Consider the following 23,133-nt stretch of genomic DNA (forward strand, 5'->3'; position numbering starts at 1 on the left):
ACCGACAAAGCCGGCGTCCGGAAACGGGCGCCGGTTTTTTTATGCCCCGATGGTTCAACGGATCCTCTGGCAAGATGACAAATGCGAACCAGACTGCGGCCGCCTTGATGTGGCCTTGCTACAATGCCTTGGGTTCAATTGGACCGAGACGGTAAACTAAATAAGAATCATAAGTTTAGGGACATCACAATGAAAAAGATAACCTCCGCTTTCCTGCTTGGGGTGGCCCTTTCCGGGTCCGCTTCCGCGCTCACCCTGGAAGGGGTGGACGTGCCCGAGCAGATGACCGCAGACGACAGCCAGCTGGTTCTCAACGGCGCGGGCGTGCGCTCCAAGTGGTTCATCGACCTTTACGTGAGCAGCCTGTATACGCCCAGCGAGCAATCCGATGCCCGGGCTATCGTGGAGGCGGATGAACCCCAGGCCATTCGCCTGGACATCATCTCAGGCCTGATCAGCAGCGAGAAGATGACCTCCGCCACACTGGAAGGCTTTGAAGCCTCCACCGATGGCAACATGGCGCCGCTGCAGCCGCAGATCGATCGCTTCATGAATGTCTTCCAGGAGGAGATCAAGGAAGGCGACGTGTTCGATCTGGTCTACGTGCCCGGAGACGGCGTGCAGGTGTTCAAGAACGGTCAGAAGAAGGACACGGTGCCCGGACTGGCCTTCAAGAAGGCGCTGTTCGGCATCTGGCTCTCTGATGAGCCGGCCCAGGATGATCTGAAAGCGGCGATGCTGGGTAAAGACGACTGATACCGGCCCCGCGGAACACGGACCAACATGGCTCTCTGTGTCGTCTGTGGTGCCCGCGATAACAGCCCTCTCCCCTCGCGGGAGAGGGCTGGAGAGTTGGGGAAGCGCCGTCAGGCGTTCATCGTTGCCAGAGACGACCGCGAGCTGCCCGCTGCCTGTTACTCCAGATAGTCCCGCTTTTGCTTGAACTCGCACAGATCCTCGATCATGCAACTACCGCACTTGGGTTTGCGCGCGGTGCAGGTGTAGCGCCCGTGCAGGATCAGCCAGTGGTGGGCATCCTGCAGGTACGGCTTGGGCACCAGGCGCACCAGGCGCTTCTCGACTTCCAGCACGTTCTTTCCCGGAGCGATGCCGGTGCGGTTGGACACCCGGAAAATGTGCGTGTCGACAGCCATGGTCGGCTGGCCGAACGCGGTATTGAGCACTACGTTTGCGGTCTTTCGGCCAACTCCAGGCAGGGCTTCCAGGGCTTCGCGGGTGTCCGGTACGACGCTGTCGTGCTGCTCGACCAGGGCCCGGCAGGTCTTGATGACGTTCTCCGCCTTGCTGTTGAACAGGCCGATGGTCTTGATGTACTCCTTCAGCCCGTCGACGCCCAGCGCCAGGATCGCTTCCGGCGTGTTGGCGACGGGGAAGAGCTTGGCGGTGGCCTTGTTGACGCCCACGTCGGTAGCCTGCGCTGACAGGATCACGGCGATCAGCAGCTCGAATGGATTCGTGTAGACCAGTTCGGTGGTCGGGTTCGGGTTGGCGGCCTTCAGCCGCTCGAAAATGGCGGTGCGTTTTTCTTTATTCATGGCTCTCAGGATACGTGGCCGGTGACTCGGACCCGCTTGCTGCCGGCGGCAACCGGTTGGGTGTCGCGGGCTTCACGGCGTTTCTGGATCTGCCCGTCGATGCTGTTCTTCAGGGCGATCAGCAGCCCCAGGCCGACGAAGGCGCCGGGCGGCAGGACCATGAACAGCACGTTGGCGTAGTCGTCGAACACCTGGATCTTCCAGTCAGCCGCCGCGGGCCCGAAGATCAGGTTCATGTCGCTGAACAGGGTGCCCTGACCGATCAGTTCCCGGATGCCGCCCAGCGCCATCAGCACCAGCAGGAAACCAAGACCCATCATCAGGCCGTCCAGCACGGAGGGCAGGATCGGGTTGCGCGAGGCAAAGGCGTCGGCCCGGCCCAGAATCGCACAGTTGGTGACGATCAGCGGGATGAAGATGCCCAGGATCTGGTACAGCTCGTAAGTGAACGCCTGCATCAGCAGTTCGGCGCAGGTGACGAACGAGGCGATGATCATCACGAACGCGGGCAGACGCACCGATTCCGACACGAAATTGCGGATCAGCGAGACCGACAGGTTCGACCCCACCAGCACCAGCAGCGTGGCCAGACCCAGGCCGATGCCGTTGACCACGGTCCCGGTGACCGCCAACAGCGGGCACAGACCCAGGACCTGCACCAGGGCCGGGTTGTTGGTCCAGAGTCCGTCCTTGATGATCTCACGGGCGGTTTTGGTTGCCATGTCAGCCTCGATCGTTGTGGGCGATAGCGCTGCCGTCCTGCGGTGCCAGCAGCGTATCACGATGGTCGCGGAAGTAGAGCAGGGCGTTGCGAACGGCGCCGACAACGGCGCGCGGCGTGATGGTGGCGCCGGTAAACTGGTCGAAGGCGCCGCCGTCCTTCGCCACGGCCCACCGGTCCGGTTCGGGATTGCCCAGCGACTTGCCGTTGAAGCTGTAGATCCAGCCCGTCTTGCGGGTTTCCACCTTGTCGCCAAGCCCTGGTGTTTCGTGGTGCTGTGTGACCCGTACGCCAAGCACCCGTCCGTCGGCGTCGATGCCCACCAGCAGGTGAATGGCGCCGGAATAGCCGTCGGGCGCCACCGCGGGTAGGATCACGCCGCTCGCCTTGCCGTCCTGGCGTGCAACGTGGGCGAAGGCGGGTTCGGTCAGACCCAGCCGATCTGAGGGTCCGACCGGAACGCTGTCTTCGAGCAGGTCGTTGTCGTGGCGCGCCTCCGGGATGATTTCCAGCAGGGCGCCAGCCTCGGCGTCGCGGATCTGTTCCTGAATGCGGTGCTCGGTAACGCCATGGGTCACGGCGATCGTGCCGGCGGTGATCACGGCAAACAGGCCGAGACCGATGGCGTTGCGGGCGATGGATTGGGTCAGTGCGGCCATGTCAGGAATTACCCGGTTTCACGCGGCGGGCCTTTTTGTGGCCGTAGGTGCGCGGTTGCGTGTAATGATCAATGAAAGGCACTGCGAAGTTCATCAGCAGCACCGCAAAGGCGATGGCGTCCGGATAACTGCCCCAGGTGCGGATGATGTAGAGCAGCGCGCCGATACCGGCCCCGTAGACCAGTTTCCCGCGCCGGCTGGTTGCCGCCGAAACCGGATCGGTGGCGATAAAGAACGCGCCCAGCATGGTGGCGCCGGCCAGCAGGTGGATCGAAAGCGGCGTGTAGCGGTCGGCGTCCCAGCCGAACGCCAGGCTCATGACGCACAGGGCCGCCAGCAGGCTGGCCGGGATATGCCAGGTGATGATGCGCAGGGCAATCAGCAGCAGGCCACCCGCCAGGAACGCCAGGTTGACCCACTCCCAGCCGCGGGCGACAAAGTCGCCGAACGCCGGGTGCTGCAGCACCTGGGTCGACAGTTGCGCACCGATGTCATGCTTGTAGACGTCGAGCGGCGTGGCCATGGTAAAACCGTCCACCGGATCGATGCCGCCGAAGTTGATCGCCAGGGTCTGCAGCAGACCCGGGGTGGCGCTGCCTGCACCCAACGGGCTGGCCCAGGTGGTGGTCATGGCCACGGGAAACGATACCAGCACCAGCGCATAGCCCACCATGGCCGGATTGAACGGGTTGGAGCCGAGCCCTCCATAGAGCTGCTTGGCGAGCACAATAGCCACCAGCACGGCGACCACGCACACCCACCAGGGCGCGAACGGCGGCAGTGAGAGCCCCAGCAGCAGGCCGGTCACGGCGGCGGTGTTGTCGCGCAGGAAAAAGCCGATGGGGCGTCCGCGCAGGGCCAGAATGGCCGCCTCGGCACCCACCGCCACGGCGATGCAGAAGATCGTGTTGATCAGATTGCCCCAGCCGAAAAAGACCGTTTGCATCAACAGGCCGGGCAGCGTGGCAAGGATTACCCACAGCATGACCCGGGACGTCCGTTGCGGGCCATGGGCGTGGGGCGATGACAGTCTCAGAAAAGCCATTGAATCAAGTTTCTCCGTCAGGACTCGGCGTCGGCGGTGTTGCGGGCCTCGGCCAGGGCCTGTTCGGCGCGGGCGACCCGGTCCCGGTTCTTGGCGACGGCGCGCTCCAGCTTGTCGACGTTGTCGCCGTCGTTGGATCGCGCTTCATCGAGCAGTCCCTGCATGGTGTCCAGCTTGTTGCGGGACTTGTCCAGGGCCGCTTCCAGTTCCGGAATATCCGCTGTCGGCACGGGCGCGGCCGGCTGCGCTGGCTGCACGGCGTCCAGCGCGTCCCTTGCGGTGGCCACGCGCTGTTCGTTCTTGGCGACCGCGCGTTCCAGCTTCTCCACGTTGTCGCTGCCCTGTTCGCGGGCGTCGGCCAGCATGCCCCGCATGGTGTCGAGTTTATTGCTGGCCTTGTCGAGGTTGGCCTGGAGCGTCTCCCTATCGAGCTGCTCGGCCTGCCCCGCGTCTGCGGGAGGCTGTTCGGCGGCGCGGGCGTCCGCCAGGGCCTTTTCGGCGGCGGCGACCCGGTCCTGATTCTTGGCCACCGCGCGTTCGAGCTTCTCGGTATCACCGCCCTGGTCCCGGGCATCCTTCAGCAGGCTCTGCATGTTGCGCAGCTTGGCCTCAGCTTTAGACAGGCTGGTTTCCAGTTCGGTGACCGACGCCTGTGCTTCCTGTGCCGGCGTCGAGTCCTTGGCGGCCACGCCCTTGCGGGCCAGGGCGGCCTGGACCGCGGCGCTGGCGGATTTCTTCGGCCCGGGTTCGGCTGCCGCCGCGGCTTTCTTCTCGGCCTGGGCTTTGGCGGCCGCCTCGGCGCGGGCCTTGCGCTTCGCCTCTTTCTCGGCCTTTTCCCGTTCCAGGCGGGCCTGACGCGCTTCGAAGCGCTCGCGGGCGCGATCCGACTTCAAGTGGTCCTCGCGCTGCTGGCGGATCTCGCCCTTGGCGTGCCGATAGAACTGGACCAGCGGAATCGTGCTGGGGCAGACGTAGGAGCAGGCGCCACACTCGATGCAGTCGAACAGATTGTGCTGCTCCGCTTTCTCGTGCTCGCCGGACTGGGCGAACCAGAACAGCTGCTGCGGCAGCAATTCCATGGGGCACACCTCGGCGCACATACCGCAGCGGATGCAGGGCTGGGCAGGGGGCGGTGCCGGGAACTCTTCCGGCGTGCCGGCGATGACGCAGTTGGTGGTCTTGATCACCGGTACGTCCGGATTTTCGAGGGTGAAGCCCATCATCGGGCCGCCCATGATCAGGCGCTGGGTGCGGGCGACGTCAAAGCCGGCCTGGTCCAGCAGAAAGCGGATCGGCGTGCCGATCAGCGCGTGCACGTTACCGCGCTCGGACAGGCCATCGCCGGTGAGGGTGGTGATCCGTGAGACCAGCGGCTCACCGAATCGGACCGCCCTGTAAACGGCTGCCGCCGTGCCGACGTTCTGACACATCACACCGACATCGGCCGGGATGCCGCCGTGCGGTACTTCCAGACCGGTAAGTAATTGGATCAGCTGTTTCTCACCCCCGGACGGGTACTTGGTGGGCACCACGGCGACGTCGATGCGGGTGCCCTGTACGGCCTGGCGCAGGGCCGCGATCGCCTCGGGCTTATTGTCCTCGATGCCGATCACGCACGCCTCGGGTTCGAGGATGTAGGCCATGATCTCCAGGCCGCGCACGATGTCGGTGGCGTGGCTGCGCATCAGCAGGTCGTCGGCGGTGATGTAGGGCTCGCACTCGGCGCCGTTGAGGATCAGCGTGGTGACCTTGTCGTTGCCGGGCGGATGCAGCTTGATCTCGGTGGGGAAGCCGGCGCCGCCCATGCCGGCGATGCCCGCCCGCCGGATGCGTTCGAGCAGAGTGGCCGGGGTTTCGCGGTGATAGTCCTCCAGCCCGTGCAGTTCGGTCCAGCGATCGTCCCCATCCGGGCGCAGTACGACGCACCAGTCGGTCATGCCGGACGGGTGAGGCACCGGATGCGCACTGATGGCTTCGACGATGCCGGAGGTCGGCGCGTGGATGGCAACGCTCAGGCGCCCCTGGGGCTCGGCCAGCGTCTGCCCCTTGAGGACGTGATCGCCCGGCTCGACCAGGGCCTGCGCCGGCGCGCCAATGTGCTGCTGCAAGGGCACGTAGAGCACGTCCGGCAGCGGCAGGCTGCGGATCGGGCTGGCGGTGGACTGATGCTTGTTCTCCGGCGGATGGATGCCGCCCGGGAAATCCCAGATCTGGCGCATCAGGACGGCACCTCCATGCGATCGCTGGCAATGACCCGGTTCCGCGCCAGCTCCGGTCGCTCCCAGTTCCAGGTGCGGATGGTGGTCTCGACCGGCACCATGTCGATGCAGTCCACCGGGCAGGGCTCGACGCACAGGTCGCAGCCGGTGCATTCGCTCTCGATGACCGTATGCATGTGCTTGGCGGCACCCAGGATGGCGTCCACCGGGCAGGCCTGGATGCACTTGGTGCAGCCGATGCACTCGTCCTCACGGATGATCGCGACCCGCTTGCCCTGGTCGACGCCGTGTTCGGCGTCCAGCGGTTCGGGCTCCACGTCCAGCAGGTCCGCCAGGGCGTGGATGGTGGCTTCACCGCCGGGCGGGCATTTGTTGATGGCGTCGCCGTCGGCAATGGATTCGGCGTAGGGGCGACAACCGGGAAAGCCGCACTGGCCGCACTGGGTCTGGGGCAGCAGGGCGTCGATCTGGTCCACCAGCGGGTTGCCTTCCACCCGGAAGCGTTCGGCTGCGAAACCCAGCAGGCCGCCGAAGATCAGGGAAAGCAACGCCAGCGCGCCAATCGCGATCAGGATACTGGTCCACATGGTGTTGACTCCGTCAGACGCTCACCAGCCCGGTAAAACCGAGGAAAGCCAATGACATCAGGCCAGCGGTGATCATGCCGATGGCCGCGCCGCGGAACGGCACCGGCACGTCGGCCACCGCGATGCGCTCGCGCATGGCGGCGAACAGCACAAGGACCAGGGAGAAACCGATGGCGGCGCCCAGTCCGTAAAGCACCGATTCGATGAAGTTGTTGTTGCGGTTCAGGTTGAGCAGCGCGACCCCGAGCACGGCGCAGTTGGTGGTGATCAGCGGCAGAAAGATGCCCAGCACCCGGTAGAGCAGGGGGCTGGTCTTGCGCACCACCATTTCCGTGAACTGTACCACCACGGCGATCACCAGGATAAACGTGATGGTTTTCAGGAACGCCAGGTCCAGCGGCGCCAGCAGGTAGGTGTAGACCAGGTAGCTGCATACAGACGACAGGGTCAGCACGAAGGTGGTGGCCAGGGACATGCCCATGGCGGTCTCCAGTTTGTTGGACACCCCCATGAACGGGCACAGTCCCAGGAACTGCACCAGCACAAAATTGTTGACCAGAATCGTGCTGACCAGGATCAGCAGGTAATCCGTCATGTGATCTCTCTCCGCGCCTCAGCCGCGCTTGTGCCGACGCCTTTGCGGCGTTCGTCGCGGGGACTCGGGATGGCCCAATGTCCCCTTATTCTAGTCGCTCTGTCTCGTAGCCCGGCGAGGTCGCGCCGGGACCGTTTGCCCGACGGGGCGTTACATGACCCGCTGGCCGGGCTGGGCGCCGGAATCCGGCGACAGGATGTGGATGTCCTTGCCGCCCGGGCCGGCGGCCAGAACCATGCCCTCGGAGACGCCGAACTTCATCTTGCGCGGCTTGAGGTTGGCCACCATGACGGTCAGCCGGCCCTCCAGATCCTCGGGGGCGTAGGCGGATTTGATACCGGCGAACACGTTGCGCTGTTCGTTGCCGATGTCCAGGGTCAGGCGCAGCAGCTTGTCCGCCCCTTCGACGTGCTCGGCTTTGACGATTTTCGCCACCCGAAGGTCCACTTTGGCAAAGGTATCGAACTCGATCTCGTCGGCCAGCGGCTCCACGTCGCTGGTCTCGTCCTGCTTGGGCTGCTCACCGGTCGCCGCCGGCAGGGCTTCTTTGGAAGCCTCCAGCATGGCGTCGATCTGCTTCATATCCACACGGCTCATCAGCGGCTTGAACTTGTTGATGCCGTGGTTTTCCAGCAGCTGGGCGCGGTCGTTCCAGTCCAGTCTGGCGTTGAGGAACGCTTCCGACGCGTCGGCGGTGGCCGGCAGGATCGGTGCCAGGTACGTCATCAGCAGGCGGAACATGTTGATGGCGTTGGTGGAGATCGCCTGCACCTCGGCTGCGCGCTCGGTGTCCTTGATCAGGACCCACGGTTCCCTGTCGTTGACGTACTGGTTGGCGATGTCTGCCAGCTCCATGATCCGGCGCATGGCGCGGCCGAACTCACGGGTTTCGTAGTGCTCGGCAATCTCGTCGCCGGCCTGGATGAACTCATCCAGCTTGGCGGTTTCGGTGACCTGCCCCAGTTGGCCGTCGAACTTCTTGGTGATGAAGCCCGCGGTACGGCTGGCGATGTTGACCACCTTGCCCACCAGGTCGGAGTTCACGCGCTGGGCGAAATCCTCGAGGTTGAGGTCCATGTCGTCCACGTTGCTGGTCAGCTTGGTGGCGAAGTAGTAGCGCAGGTACTCCGGATTCAGGTGATCCAGGTAGGTGCGGGCCATGATGAAGGTGCCGCGGGACTTGGACATCTTCTTGCCGTTGACGGTAATGAAACCGTGCGCATAGACGGCGGACGGCGTGCGGTAGCCCGCGCCGCTGAGCATGGCCGGCCAGAACAGGGCGTGGAAGTTGATGATGTCCTTGCCGATGAAGTGGTAGACCTCGGCCTGGGAATCCGGCTTCCAGAAGGTGTCGAAGTCCAGGTCGTCGCGGCGGTCGCACAGGTTCTTGAAGCTGGCCAGGTAGCCGATGGGCGCGTCCAGCCAGACGTAGAAGTACTTGCCCGGCGCATCCGGGATCTCGAAGCCGAAGTAGGGCGCGTCGCGGCTGATGTCCCACTCGTGCAGGCCGGCTTCCAGCCATTCGGCCAGCTTGTTGGCCACCTGCGGCTGCAGGGTGCCGCTGCGGGTCCAGTCGCGCAGGAATTCGGCGAACTCGGGCAGGCGGAAGAAGTAGTGCTCGGATTCCTTCTCCACCGGCGTGGCGCCGGAAATGGCCGAACGCGGGTTGATCAGTTCCGTCGGCGTGTAGGTGGCGCCGCAGGCTTCGCAGTTATCGCCGTACTGGTCCTCGGTCTTGCACTTGGGGCAGGTGCCCTTGATGAACCGGTCCGCCAGGAACATCTGTTTTTCCGGGTCGTAGGCCTGGGTGATGCTCCGGGTGGCGATGTGGTTGTTCTGCTTGAGCTGCTCGTAGATGTACGAGGAAAACTCGCGGTTCTCGGGCGAGTGGGTGCTGTAGTAGTTGTCGAAGTGGATCAGGAAACCACCAAAGTCTTCCTGGTGCTCCCTGTTGATTCGCTCGATCAACTCCTCCGACGTGATCCCCTCGCGCTCGGCCCGCAGCATGATGGCGGTGCCGTGGGCGTCATCGGCACAAACGTAGACGCAGTTGTTGCCGCGCATGTTCTGGTAGCGCACCCAGATATCGGTCTGGATGTATTCCAGCAGGTGGCCCAGATGGATCGGGCCATTGGCATAGGGCAGGGCGCTGGTGACCAGGATGTCGCGCTTCGGCTGTGCGTTCGTTTGCGTCATTTGATGTCCCAAACGTTGATCAACGAGGATGAGGGCCGGATGTACCAGGGCCGGCCATGGAAAAAACGGGTCCCGAATAATACCGTTACAGGGCTTTTATTTCATCCCGTTTGTTGGCCGCAGCGGGCCGCGGGGGTGGTTCTGTGAGCCCCGGACCTGTGCTTAAATAGGCTTTGCGAAATAACACAGTATTTTACTCGGGTACTGTATTTTACCCGGCGATTGCCCGGCTTTGGAGACCTCTATGACCCAGATTTCCCGCGATGCTGTCGAAGCGGCGATTCGTGAATACCGCGACCCCTACCTGGAAACCGACCTGTTCGCGATAGACGCGGTCAAGTCGGTCGACATCGATGGCGCCTCGGTGACGGTCAACGTGGAACTGCCGTATCCCGCGGAAGGCATTGCCGGCGCTTTGCGTCAGCTGGTGGTTAACGCGGTGGAATCCGTGCCCGGCGTCGACGAGGCGACCGTGAACACCGGCCACGCGGTGCGTGCCCATCAGGCCCAGAAAGACCTGCAGTCCATCGCCGGCGTGAAAAACATCATCGCCGTGGCGTCTGGCAAGGGCGGGGTGGGTAAATCCACCACCGCGGTCAATCTGGCGCTGGCGCTGCAGATGGAAGGCGCCCGGGTCGGGATCCTCGATGCGGACATCTATGGGCCCAGCGTGGGTATGATGCTCGGCCTTCCGGAGGGCACCCGGCCGCAGACGCGTGACAATAAGTGGTTCATTCCAGTGCCGGCCCATGGCGTCGAAGCGATGTCCATGGCGTTCCTGGTCACCGACAAGACGCCGATGGTTTGGCGCGGGCCGATGGTCAGCGGCGCGGTGCAGCAGTTGCTGACCCAGACCCAGTGGAACGACCTGGACTACCTGATCGTCGATATGCCGCCGGGCACCGGTGATATCCAGCTGACGCTGGCGCAGAAGGTGCCCGTTACCGGCGCGGTGGTGGTCACCACGCCCCAGGATATCGCCCTGCTGGACTGCAAGAAGGGCATCGAGATGTTCCGCAAGGTGGACATTCCGGTGCTGGGCGTGATCGAGAACATGAGCGTGCACATCTGCAGTAACTGCGGCCACCACGAGCCGCTGTTCGGCGAGGGCGGCGGGCACCGCGTGGCGGAAAGCTACGACACCACCGTGCTCGGCCAGTTGCCCCTGCACATGACCATCCGCGAGCAAACCGACAGCGGCCAGCCCACCGTCGTTGCCGAACCGGACTCGGAAGTCGCCCGTATTTACCGAGACTCGGCGCGTCGCATGGCGGCGTTGCTGTCCCGTCGTGAACGCAATCTCAGCTCGCCGATTCCCAGTATTTCCATCAGCGACGACTGAGCGGAAGCCGCGCCCGTTGCCTTCGGTTGCGGGCGTTTGCGCCTTTGTCTTCACCCCGCCCAGGCGTTACCATAGATGCCCTTTACCAGCGCGCCGCGCCAGCCCGGCTCCGGCGCTGCCTCCCGACGTTTTGCGAGACACAGACGATGACGATTAAATCTGATAAATGGATCCGGCGCATGGCGCAGGAGCACGGGATGATTGAGCCGTTCGAGGCCGATCAGGTGCGCGAGTCCGAAAAGGGCCGGGTCATTTCCTACGGCACCTCCAGCTACGGTTACGACGTGCGCTGCAGCCGGGAATTCAAGATCTTCACCAACGTGCATTCCGCGACGGTGGATCCGAAGAACTTCGACGACGACAGCTTCGTCAACGTGTCCAGCGACGTCTGCATCATTCCGCCGAACTCCTTTGCCCTGGCCCGAACGGTCGAATATTTCCGCATTCCGCGCAATGTGCTGACGGTGTGCCTCGGCAAGTCGACCTATGCCCGCTGCGGCATCATCGTCAACGTCACGCCGCTCGAACCGGAATGGGAAGGTCAGGTCACGCTGGAATTCTCCAACACCACCAATCTGCCGGCGAAGATCTACGCCAACGAAGGTGTGGCCCAGATGCTGTTCTTCGAATCCGACGAGGTCTGTGAGACCAGCTATCGCGATCGCGGCGGCAAGTATCAGGGGCAGCGGGGCGTGACCCTGCCGCGCACCTGATCGACGGCAACGCTGAAACTCCGACCGGAATGGAGACACTCCCGTGAACGCCAATCAGTTCATCAAGGCCCTGGAGCAGATGCGCGGCTGGCGGGAGTGCATTTTCATACTCGCCCTCGCCGAGCGCGCTTTCCCCAACTACGTCCTGTTCGATGAGGCCATCGGCGCCAAGAAGGGGGCAAAAATGCGCCTCTTGCTGGACGAAGCCTGGGGCATGGTCGAAGAAAAAGCGGGCGACGCCCGGGTCACCCAGGCGCTGGCTCGACTGGAAAGCCTGGCGCCGAACCCGGACGGCTACGACATGTACGGCGTTTATCCCGCCGACGATTTCTGCAAACTGCTGGAGCAGGCGCTGCTCAATCGCCTCAACTCGACCCGCCCGCGGGCCCTGGATGCCTCCCAGTGGGCGACTGCTACGGTGGCCCAGTTTATCGAGATGTCCGAAGGCGAAGATCTCGATGAAGACGCCCTGGTGCGCCTGCTTGACCGTCACGAGTTAATGAAGGTCGACAAGGTGTTCCAGCGGGATCTGGTGCACTCTCTCAAGAAGCAGCGTGTGCCCACGGCCGAGTTCCTGCGTTCGATACGCACCGAAGCGGCCAATGACGGCGTCAGCAATCTGGGCATCGCTCTCGAAGACGAATAGCCCGCAAGACACATAGGATACGCCATGAAACTCTCCGCCTTTGGCCGCAAGTTCACCGCCGAGGCCGGCATTACGTCGCTCATGGATGATCTGGGTAACGCCCTGGCGTCCGGCGACGACATGATCATGATGGGTGGCGGCAATCCCGGTCAGGTGCCGGAAGTGCAGGCTCGGCTGCGGCAGGTTCTCGGCGACATCGTCGATGACGAGGACGCGTTTCGCCGGCTGGTGGGCATCTACGATCCGCCCCAGGGGGAGAAGCAGTTCATTGCGGCGCTGGTCGAGCTGCTCAACCGCGAATACGACTGGGACCTGACCCCGGCCAACATCGCGTTGACCAACGGCAGCCAGGCGGCGTTCTTCATGCTGTTCAACATGTTTGGCGGCGACGATGGAGAGGGGCGCCAGCGTCATATCCTGCTGCCGTTGGCGCCGGAGTACATCGGCTACGCCGACGCCGGGCTGGGCAAGGACCTGTTCCACGCCGTCAAGCCGGAAATCACCCACACCGGCCCGCACGAGTTCAAGTACCGGGTTGATTTCGACGCCCTGGAGGTGACGGAAGAGACCGGCGCGATCTGTGTCTCGCGGCCGACCAATCCCACCGGCAACGTGGTTACCGACGAGGAAATGGCGCGGCTGGAAGCGATTGCCGCGGAGCGTGACGTGCCCCTGATCGTCGACGGCGCGTACGGTACGCCTTTCCCCAGCCTGCTGTTCGTGGACGCTACGCCGCGCTGGAACGACAACATCATTCTCTGCCTGAGCCTGTCCAAGCTGGGGTTGCCCGCGGCGCGGACCGGCATCGTGATTGCCGCCGAGCCGGTGATCAAGGCGTTGTCGGGCATCAACGCCATCATGAACCTGGCCACCGGCAGCTTCGGTGCCATGCTGGCGGAGCCGCTGGTGCGCAGCGGCGAGATCCTGTCCCTGAGCCGCGACGTGGTCTGCCCATTCTACCAGCGCAAGATGCGCAAGGCGGTGGCGGTGCTGGAGGATGCCCTGGGCGAGCGTTGCCCGTGGGCGGTGCATAAGCCGGAAGGGGCGATGTTCCTGTGGCTGTGGTTCCCGGATCTGCCGGTGTCCAGTCTGGCGCTATACGAGCGCCTCAAGCGGCGCGGCGTCTTGGTGGTATCCGGCCACTATTTCTTCCCCGGTCTGCCCGAGGACGACTGGCGTCACCGCCACGAATGCCTGCGGGTGACCTATTCCCAGGACGATGAGCGCGTCGCCGAGGGCCTGCGGGCGATCGCCGACGAGGTGCTCACGATTTGGGCGGAAGCTGGATCGGCTCGCCGTTGACGCGGGCCGATTCCAGGTGGATCTCGTAGCGGGTTCCGTCTTTCTCGATCTGTAGCAGGCGCACCAGCAGGTAATCCCACTCCGGGGCAAACCACATCAGGGTCGTGCGCTTGGCCTCCTCGTCCCGGACTTTCTCCACCTTGATGGCATTGACCGACCCGAATTCGCCGTTCAGCGTTTCCTCTCCGAGCACCGCGAAGGTGTCTTCCTCGATCCGGTTCTTGTCGATCACCTGGTAATGCATCGTCTGTTTGCCCAGCCGGATATCCTGTTGGAGTTGCAGCTGGTAGCTCAGGGGATCCTGGGCCGTGGCCGGTACGCTCAGGTCGATGTCGCGGTCCTCATAGTGGCCGGTTGCGCGCTGGTCCGCCCAGTTGAGGTTGATGGAGCGGGTCCGGTCGCGAATCATCATGCCTTCCAGGGCGTAACGGTAGGTAGACGGTTTGGCCTGTCCTTCGATCCAGTTGAGGCGTGATGTTTCGGTGATGTCGGCAATGAAGGATTCCACCTTGAAGGTGTACAGCCAGCTCCCGTCGTCCTGGAGGGCGAGGCTGCGGGTGGCGGATCCGTTGAAGGGGATGCCCTTTTCCAGGGTGGCCCGGTAGGACGCCTCGTAGGGCAGCAGGGCCTCCTCTTCGCTTTCAGCGGCGGCCAGCCTGGGGAGGCTGGCAATGAGGACCAGGAGTGCCCAGGAAAAAAAGGTAGCCAGGGGCGGAGGAGCGTTCATCATCCGGCGTCTTCCTTGTGACGGCACTGGAACATCGGGCGAGCCGGGCTCGCCTGATGCGGACACTCTCAACGCTAGAGCATGCGGGCTCGCCCCGCAACTTACAGGGAGGAAATGGGGAGGCTTACTGGTAGACGTCGGCCGGCAACGTCAGGATGGCCGGCATCGGGCTGCCGTCGAACAGCACCTCGTCGTTGCCCAGCGCAATCCGGCCTTCGCAGAACCAGCGCGCAATGATCGGGTAGAGTACGTGCTCCCGGGCCTGGACGCGCGCGCCCAGCGTGTCTGCGGTGTCGTTTTCCAGGACGGGTACTTCCGCCTGGGCGATCACGGGGCCGCCGTCCAGTTCCTCGGTGACGAAGTGGATCGAGGCGCCGTGCACCGAGTCGCCGGCATCCAGCGCCCGCTGGTGGGTTTTCAGGCCCTGGTATCTGGGCAGCAGCGACGGATGCACGTTGATCAGTTTGCCGCGGAAATAGCGGACGAAGTCCGGCGTCAGGATGCGCATGAACCCGGCCAGGATCACCAGGTCCGGGTTGTATCCTTCCAGCTTGCGCAGCAGGTCCACGTCGAAGCTCTGGCGGTCGCTGTAGCCGGTGTGGTCCAGCACGAAGGTCTCGATGCCGGCCTGGTCGGCGCGCTCCAGGCCGGTGGCCTCGGGGCGATTGGAGCCGACCGCGACGATGCGGCCGGGAAAATCGCTGGAGGCGGTGGCTTCGATCAGTGCCTGCAGGTTGCTGCCGGCGCCCGAGATGAGCACGACGATGCGTGCTTCCAGGGCGTCATCACTGCTCGACGGTGTGGCTTGCGAGGTCATACGCGCGCGGCACCCGGACGATAGACGACGCGATCGGCGTCGACGGCGTCTTTGGCGGCCTGTTCGATGTGACCCAGGCGCCAGGCGTTTTCGCCCAGCCCGGCGAGGGTGTCCAGGGCGTCCTGGGCCTGATCGGCGGGAACGCAGATCACCATGCCGATGCCGCAGTTGAAGGTCCGGTACATCTCGTTGGCCTCGACGCCGCCGGCCTGCTTGAGCCATTCGAACACCGGGGGCAGAGTCCAGCTCTCGGTGTCGACGACGGCGGTGGCGCCGTCCGGCAGCACGCGGGGAATGTTCTCCGGAAGGCCGCCGCCGGTAATGTGCGCCATGGCGCGCACGTCGACGGTTTTCAGAAGCTTGAGCAGGTTCTTGACGTAGATCCGCGTCGGCTCCATCAGCGCCTGGGCGAGCGTGGTGTCGCCGATGGGGGTGTCCAGGTCGGCCTGGCTGACTTCCAGTATCTTGCGGATCAGCGAGTAGCCGTTGGAGTGGGGGCCCGAGGAGCCCAGTGCGATCAGGGCGTCGCCGGACCGGACATTGAAGCCGTCGATGATCTCGCTGCGCTCGACCACGCCGACGCAGAAGCCGGCCAGGTCGTAGTCGTCGCCTTCGTACATGCCGGGCATTTCCGCCGTCTCGCCGCCCACCAGCGCGCAGCCGGCCAGCTCGCAGCCGCGGCCGATGCCGTCCACCACGTCAGCGGCCACGTCGACGTTCAGTTTGCCGGTGGCGTAGTAGTCCAGGAACATCAGGGGCTCGGCGCCGCCGACCACCAGATCGTTGACGCACATGGCGACCAGGTCGATGCCGATGGTGTCGTGCTGGCCCAATTGCATGGCCAGGCGCAGTTTGGTGCCAACGCCGTCGGTGCCGGAGACAAGGATCGGTTCCTTGTAGCCGGAGGGCAGTGCCATCATGGCGCCAAACCCACCCAGGCCGCCGAGCACTTCCGGGCGGCGGGTCCGCACCGCTGTGTTCTTGATACGCTCGACAAGGGCGTTGCCGGCATCGATGTCCACACCCGCGTCACGATAGGTGAGTCCGGTTTTCTGGTCGCTCATGATGTCCGTTGCTCTGATCAGGAAAAAGGGCGGCAATTTTAGCAGGTGGCGAAGTGGCGTCCAAATGCTTGTTGGTCGTGTTTGCCGAAAGTGGCCGCGATGTTCGGCAGACGCGTGCAATGCGTTACGAAATGGTGAGATAGCGTGGCCCCCGCTCGCTACTCAGTGCCGGGGCCATGGTGTATCCTATGCGCCATTCAAGCGAACAGCAGGGTGTTGAATGAAGTCTGTAGCCAAGTTGTCGATCCGGATGGCGTTTTCCTGTCTCCTGGCCCTGATTCCGCTGGTCGCCGGAGCGGTCACGGTCGATGGGCTCTACCGCGCGCAGGTGCCGGTGGCCAACACATCCGCATCCGCCCAGCAGGCGGCGTACCGGGAAGGGTTGCGTCAGGTGCTGATGCGGGTGTCGGGGAATCGGGAGATCGTTGACAGCAAGGAGGTTGCCCCGCTGCTCGACGAGGCCGAATCCCTGCTGCAGTCCTACCAGTTCCAGCGGTCGCCTGACGGCAGCGACGAGTTATTGATGACCTTCGGTTCGGTGGGCGTCAACCGGGCCCTGGCCGATCTGCAGGTGCCGGTATGGGGTGCCAACCGCCCCCTGACCCTGAGCTGGATCGCGGTGGATTCCGGACGCGACCGCTGGGTGCTGACCCGCGACGACGACGGGCTCAACGAGCGCGGACGCTGGGCCCGGGCGTTCAGCGAGGCGGCGGTTAAACGTGGCCTGCCGATGGTGTTGCCGTCGTCAGACGTGCGGAACAACCGGGATCTGGTATCGGAAATACGCGGCCAGTTCATGGATAGCCTGCGCGCCGAAGCCAGCGGCTATTCCCACAACCTGATGACGGTGGTGAACATCAGCCGGCGCGGCTCGTCCTGGGAGGCCCGCTGGTTGCTGGAAGGCCCTGCTTTCTCCGAGACTGGCGAGATTCGCGGTGAGCCATCGTCGGAAGCGGTCGCCGTGGCGGTGGTCGACGCCTGGTCGGACCTGCTGGCAGACCGTTATTCGGTGGATGCCGGGCAGGTTTCCGAGTCGCAGCGCGTGGATCTGGTGATTGACGACATAGCCACCGTTGAGGACTACGGGGCGGTCATGTCCTCCCTGCAGCGGATGACACCGGTGGTCTCCGCCGGCCCCGTGCAGGCCAGCGTTGATGAAACCACCATGCGAGTGGCGTTTTCCGGTGAGCTTTCGGTCCTGAAGGAATACATCGCGCTGGATAAGCGCTTCGAACCTGTGGCCGGTGAGGTCGAGGCGGTAGGGGTGGCGTCGCAGCCCTCCCAATCCGCAGCCGACACGTCTGCCTCGACAGTCGGTCAGGCGCCGGATGCAGGGCAGCAGCCGGAAGCCGCTGAAAATCCGACCGCGTCCACCGAGGCGGCACCGCAAGAGGGCGATCAGCCCGCCGGTGACCAGGGCGCTGACGTCGGCCTGAACTACCGGCCAGCGGCATCCGATGCAGAGAGCGCGGATGCCGGTTCGGACCAGGACTTCGAGTCCCTGTACCCCGTGCTGCACTATCGCTGGGTCGGCGATGGGGCGGCGCAGGCAGCGGCTGAATGAGCAGGTGGGCACCCAGGTGAGGGAGATCAACCGCTGGCGCTGGATTCCCAACGCGCTGACGTTTCTCCGGTTGCTGCTGATAGTCCCGTTTGCGATTGCCCTGTATCATGAAGAGTACAGGACGGCGCTGCTGGTATTCGTGGTGGCGGCGTTGTCCGATGGCTTTGATGGCTTCCTGGCGCGTCAGTTCGACTGGAAATCGCGCGTGGGGGCCATCGCGGATCCACTGGCGGACAAGGGACTGTTGATAACCGCTTACCTGATTCTTACGCTGACTGGCATCCTGCCGGTGTGGCTTTTCGTGCTGGTGCTGGGGCGGGATCTCCTGATCGTTGGCGGAGCGCTGGCCTTTCACTATTTCATCGGTCGCTTCGAGATGGCACCAAGTCTCCTGGGCAAGCTCAATACGCTGGTCCAGATTGCGGTGGTGCTGGCGATTGTCGTTTACCAGGCCGGCCTGCCAATGCCGGCCTGGGCACTGCCATGCGGCATTTGGCTGGTTACCGCCACCGCGGTCATCAGCGGCCTTCATTACACTCTGGTTTGGGCGCGTCGGGCATGGCAGGCAACTCACTAGACGGTTCACAATTGACACTCGGTGTCCGTCTGCGCGACGACGCCACATTCGCGAACTACCTGGGGCAGCGCAATGCCTTGCCGGCCCGTAAACTCCAGGCCTTGTCAGAAGACGCCAATCTACCGGTGATCGTCGTCTGCGGTGACAGTGGCACTGGAAAGAGCCACCTGTTGCAGGCAGTCTGCCACCACGCCGAGGATCTTGGGCTCAAGGCGCTGTGCCTTAACCTGAAAGAGCTGATGCCGATCGGTCCGCGGGCGCTGCAGGGCATGGAGGCCTTTGCCCGGGTCTGCCTGGACGATATTGAGGCCGTGCTGGGCGATCCGCACTGGGAAGAGGCGCTGTTCCACCTGTTCAACCGCATGCTGGACAACGGCCATCAGTTGATCATTGCGGCCGGATCGCCGCCTGGGCAGCTCAAGGTGGATCTCAAGGATCTGGCATCCCGCTTGCAGCATGGCGTGGTGCTGCAGTTGGGACTGCCGCGCGACGAGGATCGCCTGCTGATCCTCGGTACCCGGGCCGAACGTCGGGGCCTGGTGCTGCCCGACGATGTCAGCCGTTTTATCCTGCGTCGCGCATCGCGACATACCGGAGAGTTGCTGTCGATCCTCGAGCGCCTGGACGAGCGTTCGCTGCGGGAACAGCGCCGCCTGACCATTCCGTTCGTGAAAGCCGTCATGGGGTGGTAGCGCGCACGTCCTTTTGCACGTCAACCGCGCCGGCACCGTGAACCGCCGGCGCGCACAACAAAAGGGAAGGGCATCATGAGACGCGTCGTATTCAACCAGAAAGGTGGTGTCGGGAAATCCAGTATTACCTGTAACCTGGCGGCGATCAGCGCCGCCGAAGGAAAGCGTACCCTGGTGGTGGATCTGGATCCCCAGGGCAACTCGACCCAGTATTTGCTCGGCAAGCCGGCGGCGGACCTCAAGGACACGGTGGCCGATCTGCTTGAACAGACGGTTTCCTTTTCGGTCTTTAATCGCCGGCCCGATGAGTTTGTCCACGCCACCGGTTTTTCCAATCTCTTCGTGATGCCCTCCAGCCCCGAGCTGGATTACCTGGAGCGCAAACTCGAAGCCAAACACAAGATCTACAAGCTGCGGGAGGCCCTGAAGAAGCTGGGCGAGAATTTCGACGAAATCTACGTCGACACGGCGCCGGCGCTGGATTTCTACACCCGCTCGGCGCTGATCGCCGCCCAGCGTTGCCTGATTCCCTTTGACTGCGATGATTTCTCCCGGCAAGCGCTGTACAACATCCTCGGCGAAATCCAGGATCTGCAGGAAGATCACAACCCCGACCTGATCGTCGAAGGCATCATTGCCAACCAGTTCCAGCCCCGCGCCTCACTGCCCAGGCGCCTGGTGCAGGAGCTGGTGGAGGAAGGCTTGCCCATCCTCGGGGTGCGTTTATCGGCGTCCGTTAAAATGAGAGAATCCCACCAGGCGCGACAGCCGCTGGTGCATTATGCGCCCAGGCACAACCTGACGCGTCAGTACCAGGATCTTTACCGCCTGCTCAATGGCGAGAAGGTGGACGTTGAACCCCTTTGACGGGGCGGAGTAACGCATTGACCAAGCAAGCTGAAACCGCCGCCGCGCACGTCGCGGACGGCCTGCTCACCATCGAAGTGGAACTGCGCCGGCTGGAGTACTGGGAGTACCAGCCGCCATCCCCGGAAGCGCTGCAAAGCGCCCAGCCTTTCTGCGTCGACACCCTGACCTTTCCCCAGTGGCTGCAGTTCATTTTCCTGCCGCGCATGAAGGATCTCATTGAGGCGGACAGGGACCTGCCGGCGGTATCGGGTATTGCGCCGATGGCGGAGGAATTTTTCCGCAAAGAGAGCGTGTCCGGCCGTGTCCTGATCAACGAACTGGCGCGGATTGACTCGATCCTGTCCGGCCAGCGCTGACCCCTTCCCATCTCTCCGACAGGGGAATTAGCCGTCGCTGCCTTTCTGTCGGCCGTCTTCCGGCATGCTGATGGAGTAATGATCCTCCGGCAGCAGGCGGCGTCCCTTGCGCACATCCCTGAACAGCTCGCCCAGGCCGGAACTGGGTAGGGGCGGACACAGTCGATGTCCCTGCAAAAGGTGGCAGCCGGCGCCGCGCAGGAACGCGTCTTCTTCCGCCGTTTCCACACCGGAGGCCGCCACCTTCAGGGAAAGCTGGCGCGCCAGGTTGATCAGGGTGTGTACGATGGCTGCCGTGTTTTCCTCGATCGGGGCCTGTTGCAACAGATCCGGATCGATCTTGACCTGGTCGAATGGCAGATCCCGCAGCAGTTTCAGTGACGACAGACCGCTACCGAAGCGATCCAGCACCAGGCCGATGCCGAGCGTGCGCAGCCGATCCAGCGTTTTTGCGGTTTCCTCAAGTCGATCACTGAGAGCTCGCTCGTCGATTTCCAGGGCCAGCAGGCTCGGGTCCAGGTGTGTGTCCTGGATGATGCGATGCAGCCGGGACGCCAGTTGCGGGTGATTGTACTGACGCGACGACAGATTGATGTTGACCGTGACCGGCGTTGGGCTCATCTCCTGGATGGCCCGGGATTGCAGGCAGGCGTTGTGACAGACCCACTCGCCCAGTTGCTGGAGCTGTCCGGTCTGCTCGGCGACATCGAGGAAATCCTGTGGCGTCAGCAGGCCGCGGGTTGGATGATTCCAGCGCAGCAGGGCTTCCAGCGCCACCACGCGCCCGTCGCGGACGTTGATGATGGGCTGGTAGTAGAGGTCCAGTTGGCCAACGCGGATCGCCTCGCGTAATTCCCGCTCCAGATCCATCTGGCGCTGCATTTCCTCGTTCATGTCCTGGCTGAAGAACTGGATGTTGTTGCGGCCGGCCTTCTTGGCGCGGTACATCGCCATATCGGCGTTCTTGAGCAGGTCGTCGTAGGTCTTGCCGTCGACCGGCGCCAGGGTGATGCCAATGCTGGAGGTGATGACCAGTTCGCCACTCGGTACGCGAACGGGCTCTGTGATCGCCGACAGGATGCTGCGGGCCACTTTTTCGCACCCTTCGGCGCCGTTGACCTGATTCAGCAGGATGGCGAACTCGTCGCCCCCCAACCGGGCGATGGTGTCTTCCTGGCGCACGTTGCGTTGCAGGCGGCGGGCCAGTTCCTGCAGCAGCTCGTCGCCGGCGTCGTGGCCCAGGGTGTCGTTGATGCGTTTGAAGTGATCCACATCCAGCGCGATCAGGGCGCAGTAATGGCCGTGGCGCAGTGCGCTGGTGATGGCCTGCCGGCAGCGGTCCTCGAACAGGCGCCGGTTGGCCGTGTCCGTCAGGACGTCGTAATGCGCCAGGTAGTGAAGCTGGTTCTGGGTTTCGCGGATCTCGGAGATGTCCTGGCCAATCAGGATGATGTGCGCCGGCGCTTCTTCATCTTCTTCGTGCAGGCGGTTTAGGTTCCATAGCAGCGTGTGGCTGGTGCCGTCGAAGCTGTTGACCTGGGTTTCGATCTGATCGCGGTCCAGGCCTGTGTGCAGGACCTTGGTCATCTTCCAGGCCAGCTCGTCACGCTGTTCCGGCGGGATAAACGTGTCAAGCAGGTTGCGGTCCAGGGCTTCGTCACGGCTGTAGCCGAACAGCGACTCGGCGGCGCTGTTCCACTGGCGGATAAGGTTGTCCTGGTCCACCACGATGATCGGGTTGCTGGTGTTCTCGAACAGGGCCCGGAAATGCCGGGACGAGCGTCGGAAGGATTTCTCCGCCTGTTCGCGAATGAAGATCTCGTCCTTGAGTTCGAAGTTGGTGAGCTGGAGCTCGCGGGTGCGCTCCTCGACCGTGGATTCGAGGCTGTTCTCCACGCGCTCGCGGTCGGCCAGCAGGACCCGCAGGTAGCAGGTGGTACCGGCGATGGCCAGGATCAGGGTTTCCCCCAGCAGGACTTCCATGCCGCGGGGCATATCGGCGCTGCCCAGCAGGAAAACGCTGGCCAGCGCCGCAAAGGTGGCCAGGGTAATGGCCAGCATGCTGCCGCCCAGGGAAAAGCGCGTCGCCGACCAGGTCATCAGCGGCAGCAGCAGGGTCAGTGCCTGCAGGGCGTTGTGCAGGGTGAGCCCGAGGATGAAGAGCAGGCCGGCCAGCCACAGCAGCCATTCCAGGGGGCGTTGGAACAGACGTGCAACCAATGGCTCTCGCACCAGGCTTAGCAGCAGCGGTGTCACGGTCAGACAGCCCAGGCTGTGGGCAAACCAGGCGAACAGCAGGACTTCGTTCAGCGGCGGGCTGTCCGGAGTGGCGTTGAGCGACGCCAGATAGGTCACCGGCAGGGCTGCGGCGACAGACCCCAGGGTGATGGCGCCGAGCAGCCAGAGGAAGCCAATGTAGTCCGACAGCGGGTTGTGGCTGCGGGACATCTTCCAGAACACCCAGTACGCCAGCCCCGGCGCAAGGCAATAGGAAAGCAGGTTGGCCGCCAGCGTGTTGATGGTGTCGTTATTGGTGGCCCCGGTCAGGTAACCGGTCGCCAGGGCGGACACGATCAGGCCAACGAAGACCGGGAGCGCTGAACTCCGGAATCGCAGGACGAGCAGGGCCAGGGCAAAACCGGACGGCAGCCAGATCGCGGGCACTGGCGTGACGCCCGACGGCAGTTGAATGCAGACGACAGCAAGCGCGACGACGGCCGCTGCAATCAGCAAGTTAGCCAGCAGGGTCCGGGCGGACTCGGCCAAACGAGCTGGTGCGTTCAATTGAAACCCTTCCCTGGTAAGTAACGGGTCCAGGCAAGCTGGGGCCGTGGGGCGGTGCGAAAGCAGGCCGTCCATTCCCTGGCTGCCCGGCGTCCATTACA

22 protein-coding genes are annotated in these 23,133 nt (G+C 63.7%); 10 read left to right on the forward strand and 12 right to left on the reverse strand.

Annotated elements, in window-relative coordinates:
• Positions 1–189: 189 nt before the first annotated feature.
• Entirely contained in the window at positions 190–756 is a 567-nt protein-coding gene (locus GQB00_RS00195; RefSeq protein ID WP_111496668.1) for a chalcone isomerase family protein, read from the forward strand.
• 158 nt (positions 757–914) lie between these two features.
• Here GQB00_RS00195 and nth read toward each other — a convergent pair whose 3' ends face one another.
• The 8 genes from nth to metG form a co-directional block, all read right to left on the reverse strand.
• Positions 915–1,556 carry an endonuclease III gene (nth, locus tag GQB00_RS00200; protein WP_165854834.1) on the reverse strand — a complete coding sequence of 214 codons (642 nt, stop codon included), beginning with the start codon at positions 1,554–1,556 and terminating at the stop codon, positions 915–917.
• 5 nt (positions 1,557–1,561) lie between these two features.
• Complete coding sequence (locus GQB00_RS00205; RefSeq protein WP_111496666.1) at positions 1,562–2,278, reverse strand: electron transport complex subunit E; 717 nt, start codon at positions 2,276–2,278, stop codon at positions 1,562–1,564.
• A 1-nt stretch (position 2,279) separates the two neighbouring features.
• Complete coding sequence (gene rsxG / locus GQB00_RS00210; protein WP_111496665.1) at positions 2,280–2,936, reverse strand: electron transport complex subunit RsxG; 657 nt, start codon at positions 2,934–2,936, stop codon at positions 2,280–2,282.
• A gap of 1 nt (position 2,937) precedes the next feature.
• On the reverse strand, positions 2,938–3,981 hold the full coding sequence (rsxD, locus tag GQB00_RS00215; RefSeq protein WP_165854835.1) for an electron transport complex subunit RsxD: 1,044 nt from the start codon (positions 3,979–3,981) through the stop codon (positions 2,938–2,940).
• A gap of 17 nt (positions 3,982–3,998) precedes the next feature.
• On the reverse strand, positions 3,999–6,200 hold the full coding sequence (gene rsxC, locus GQB00_RS00220; RefSeq protein ID WP_165854836.1) for an electron transport complex subunit RsxC: 2,202 nt from the start codon (positions 6,198–6,200) through the stop codon (positions 3,999–4,001).
• The gene (gene rsxB, locus GQB00_RS00225; RefSeq protein ID WP_111496662.1) at positions 6,200–6,787 is read right to left on the reverse strand and encodes an electron transport complex subunit RsxB; all 588 of its coding nucleotides are present in this window, start codon (positions 6,785–6,787) and stop codon (positions 6,200–6,202) included. The genes rsxC and rsxB overlap by 1 nt, the downstream gene beginning before the upstream one ends.
• A gap of 13 nt (positions 6,788–6,800) precedes the next feature.
• A complete protein-coding gene (gene rsxA / locus GQB00_RS00230) occupies positions 6,801–7,382 on the reverse strand; it encodes an electron transport complex subunit RsxA (protein WP_111496661.1) in 582 nt (193 codons plus the stop codon).
• A 150-nt stretch (positions 7,383–7,532) separates the two neighbouring features.
• Entirely contained in the window at positions 7,533–9,578 is a 2,046-nt protein-coding gene (metG, locus tag GQB00_RS00235) for a methionine--tRNA ligase (protein WP_165854837.1), read from the reverse strand.
• A gap of 244 nt (positions 9,579–9,822) precedes the next feature.
• On the opposite strand from metG, the gene apbC reads away from it, so the two are divergent.
• From apbC to GQB00_RS00255, 4 genes are all read left to right on the forward strand, one after another.
• A complete protein-coding gene (gene apbC / locus GQB00_RS00240) occupies positions 9,823–10,920 on the forward strand; it encodes an iron-sulfur cluster carrier protein ApbC (RefSeq protein ID WP_165854838.1) in 1,098 nt (365 codons plus the stop codon).
• Between the two features lie 146 nt (positions 10,921–11,066).
• A complete protein-coding gene (gene dcd, locus GQB00_RS00245; RefSeq protein ID WP_111496658.1) occupies positions 11,067–11,633 on the forward strand; it encodes a dCTP deaminase in 567 nt (188 codons plus the stop codon).
• Positions 11,634–11,676: 43 nt separating this feature from the next.
• On the forward strand, positions 11,677–12,279 hold the full coding sequence (locus GQB00_RS00250; RefSeq protein ID WP_165854839.1) for a YjaG family protein: 603 nt from the start codon (positions 11,677–11,679) through the stop codon (positions 12,277–12,279).
• A gap of 24 nt (positions 12,280–12,303) precedes the next feature.
• Positions 12,304–13,581 carry a valine--pyruvate transaminase gene (locus GQB00_RS00255; protein WP_165854840.1) on the forward strand — a complete coding sequence of 426 codons (1,278 nt, stop codon included), beginning with the start codon at positions 12,304–12,306 and terminating at the stop codon, positions 13,579–13,581.
• Here the strand turns inward: GQB00_RS00255 and GQB00_RS00260 are convergent.
• The 3 genes from GQB00_RS00260 to purM form a co-directional block, all read right to left on the reverse strand.
• Complete coding sequence (locus tag GQB00_RS00260) at positions 13,544–14,311, reverse strand: DUF3108 domain-containing protein (RefSeq protein ID WP_165854841.1); 768 nt, start codon at positions 14,309–14,311, stop codon at positions 13,544–13,546. The genes GQB00_RS00255 and GQB00_RS00260 overlap by 38 nt on opposite strands.
• Positions 14,312–14,432: 121 nt before the next feature.
• A complete protein-coding gene (gene purN, locus GQB00_RS00265) occupies positions 14,433–15,125 on the reverse strand; it encodes a phosphoribosylglycinamide formyltransferase (RefSeq protein ID WP_165854842.1) in 693 nt (230 codons plus the stop codon).
• Positions 15,122–16,189, reverse strand: a complete 1,068-nt coding sequence (gene purM, locus GQB00_RS00270; protein ID WP_111496653.1) for a phosphoribosylformylglycinamidine cyclo-ligase — start codon at positions 16,187–16,189, stop codon at positions 15,122–15,124. Before purM ends, purN begins: the two co-directional genes overlap by 4 nt.
• A 220-nt stretch (positions 16,190–16,409) precedes the next feature.
• On the opposite strand from purM, the gene GQB00_RS00275 reads away from it, so the two are divergent.
• The 5 genes from GQB00_RS00275 (at position 16,410) to GQB00_RS00295 (ending at position 20,248) form a co-directional block, all read left to right on the forward strand.
• Positions 16,410–17,753 (forward strand): DUF2066 domain-containing protein, encoded by a 1,344-nt coding sequence (locus GQB00_RS00275; RefSeq protein WP_165854843.1) that lies wholly within the window; start codon positions 16,410–16,412, stop codon positions 17,751–17,753.
• Positions 17,725–18,330: a CDP-alcohol phosphatidyltransferase family protein gene (locus GQB00_RS00280; RefSeq protein ID WP_165854844.1), complete on the forward strand. Its 606-nt coding sequence runs from the start codon at positions 17,725–17,727 to the stop codon at positions 18,328–18,330. The genes GQB00_RS00275 and GQB00_RS00280 overlap by 29 nt, the downstream gene beginning before the upstream one ends.
• Positions 18,312–19,022: a DnaA regulatory inactivator Hda gene (gene hda, locus GQB00_RS00285; RefSeq protein ID WP_111496651.1), complete on the forward strand. Its 711-nt coding sequence runs from the start codon at positions 18,312–18,314 to the stop codon at positions 19,020–19,022. The genes GQB00_RS00280 and hda overlap by 19 nt, the downstream gene beginning before the upstream one ends.
• Positions 19,023–19,097: 75 nt before the next feature.
• Positions 19,098–19,889 (forward strand): ParA family protein, encoded by a 792-nt coding sequence (locus GQB00_RS00290; RefSeq protein ID WP_111496650.1) that lies wholly within the window; start codon positions 19,098–19,100, stop codon positions 19,887–19,889.
• Positions 19,890–19,906: 17 nt separating this feature from the next.
• The gene (locus GQB00_RS00295; RefSeq protein ID WP_111496649.1) at positions 19,907–20,248 is read left to right on the forward strand and encodes a YqcC family protein; all 342 of its coding nucleotides are present in this window, start codon (positions 19,907–19,909) and stop codon (positions 20,246–20,248) included.
• A 27-nt stretch (positions 20,249–20,275) separates the two neighbouring features.
• On the opposite strand, the gene GQB00_RS00300 is transcribed toward GQB00_RS00295, so the two are convergent.
• Complete coding sequence (locus GQB00_RS00300) at positions 20,276–23,032, reverse strand: EAL domain-containing protein (protein ID WP_165854845.1); 2,757 nt, start codon at positions 23,030–23,032, stop codon at positions 20,276–20,278.
• Between the last annotated feature and the right edge of the window lie 101 nt (positions 23,033–23,133).

This window comes from Marinobacter sp. JSM 1782161, assembly GCF_011421605.1.
GTDB lineage: Bacteria > Pseudomonadota > Gammaproteobacteria > Pseudomonadales > Oleiphilaceae > Marinobacter_A > Marinobacter_A bohaiensis.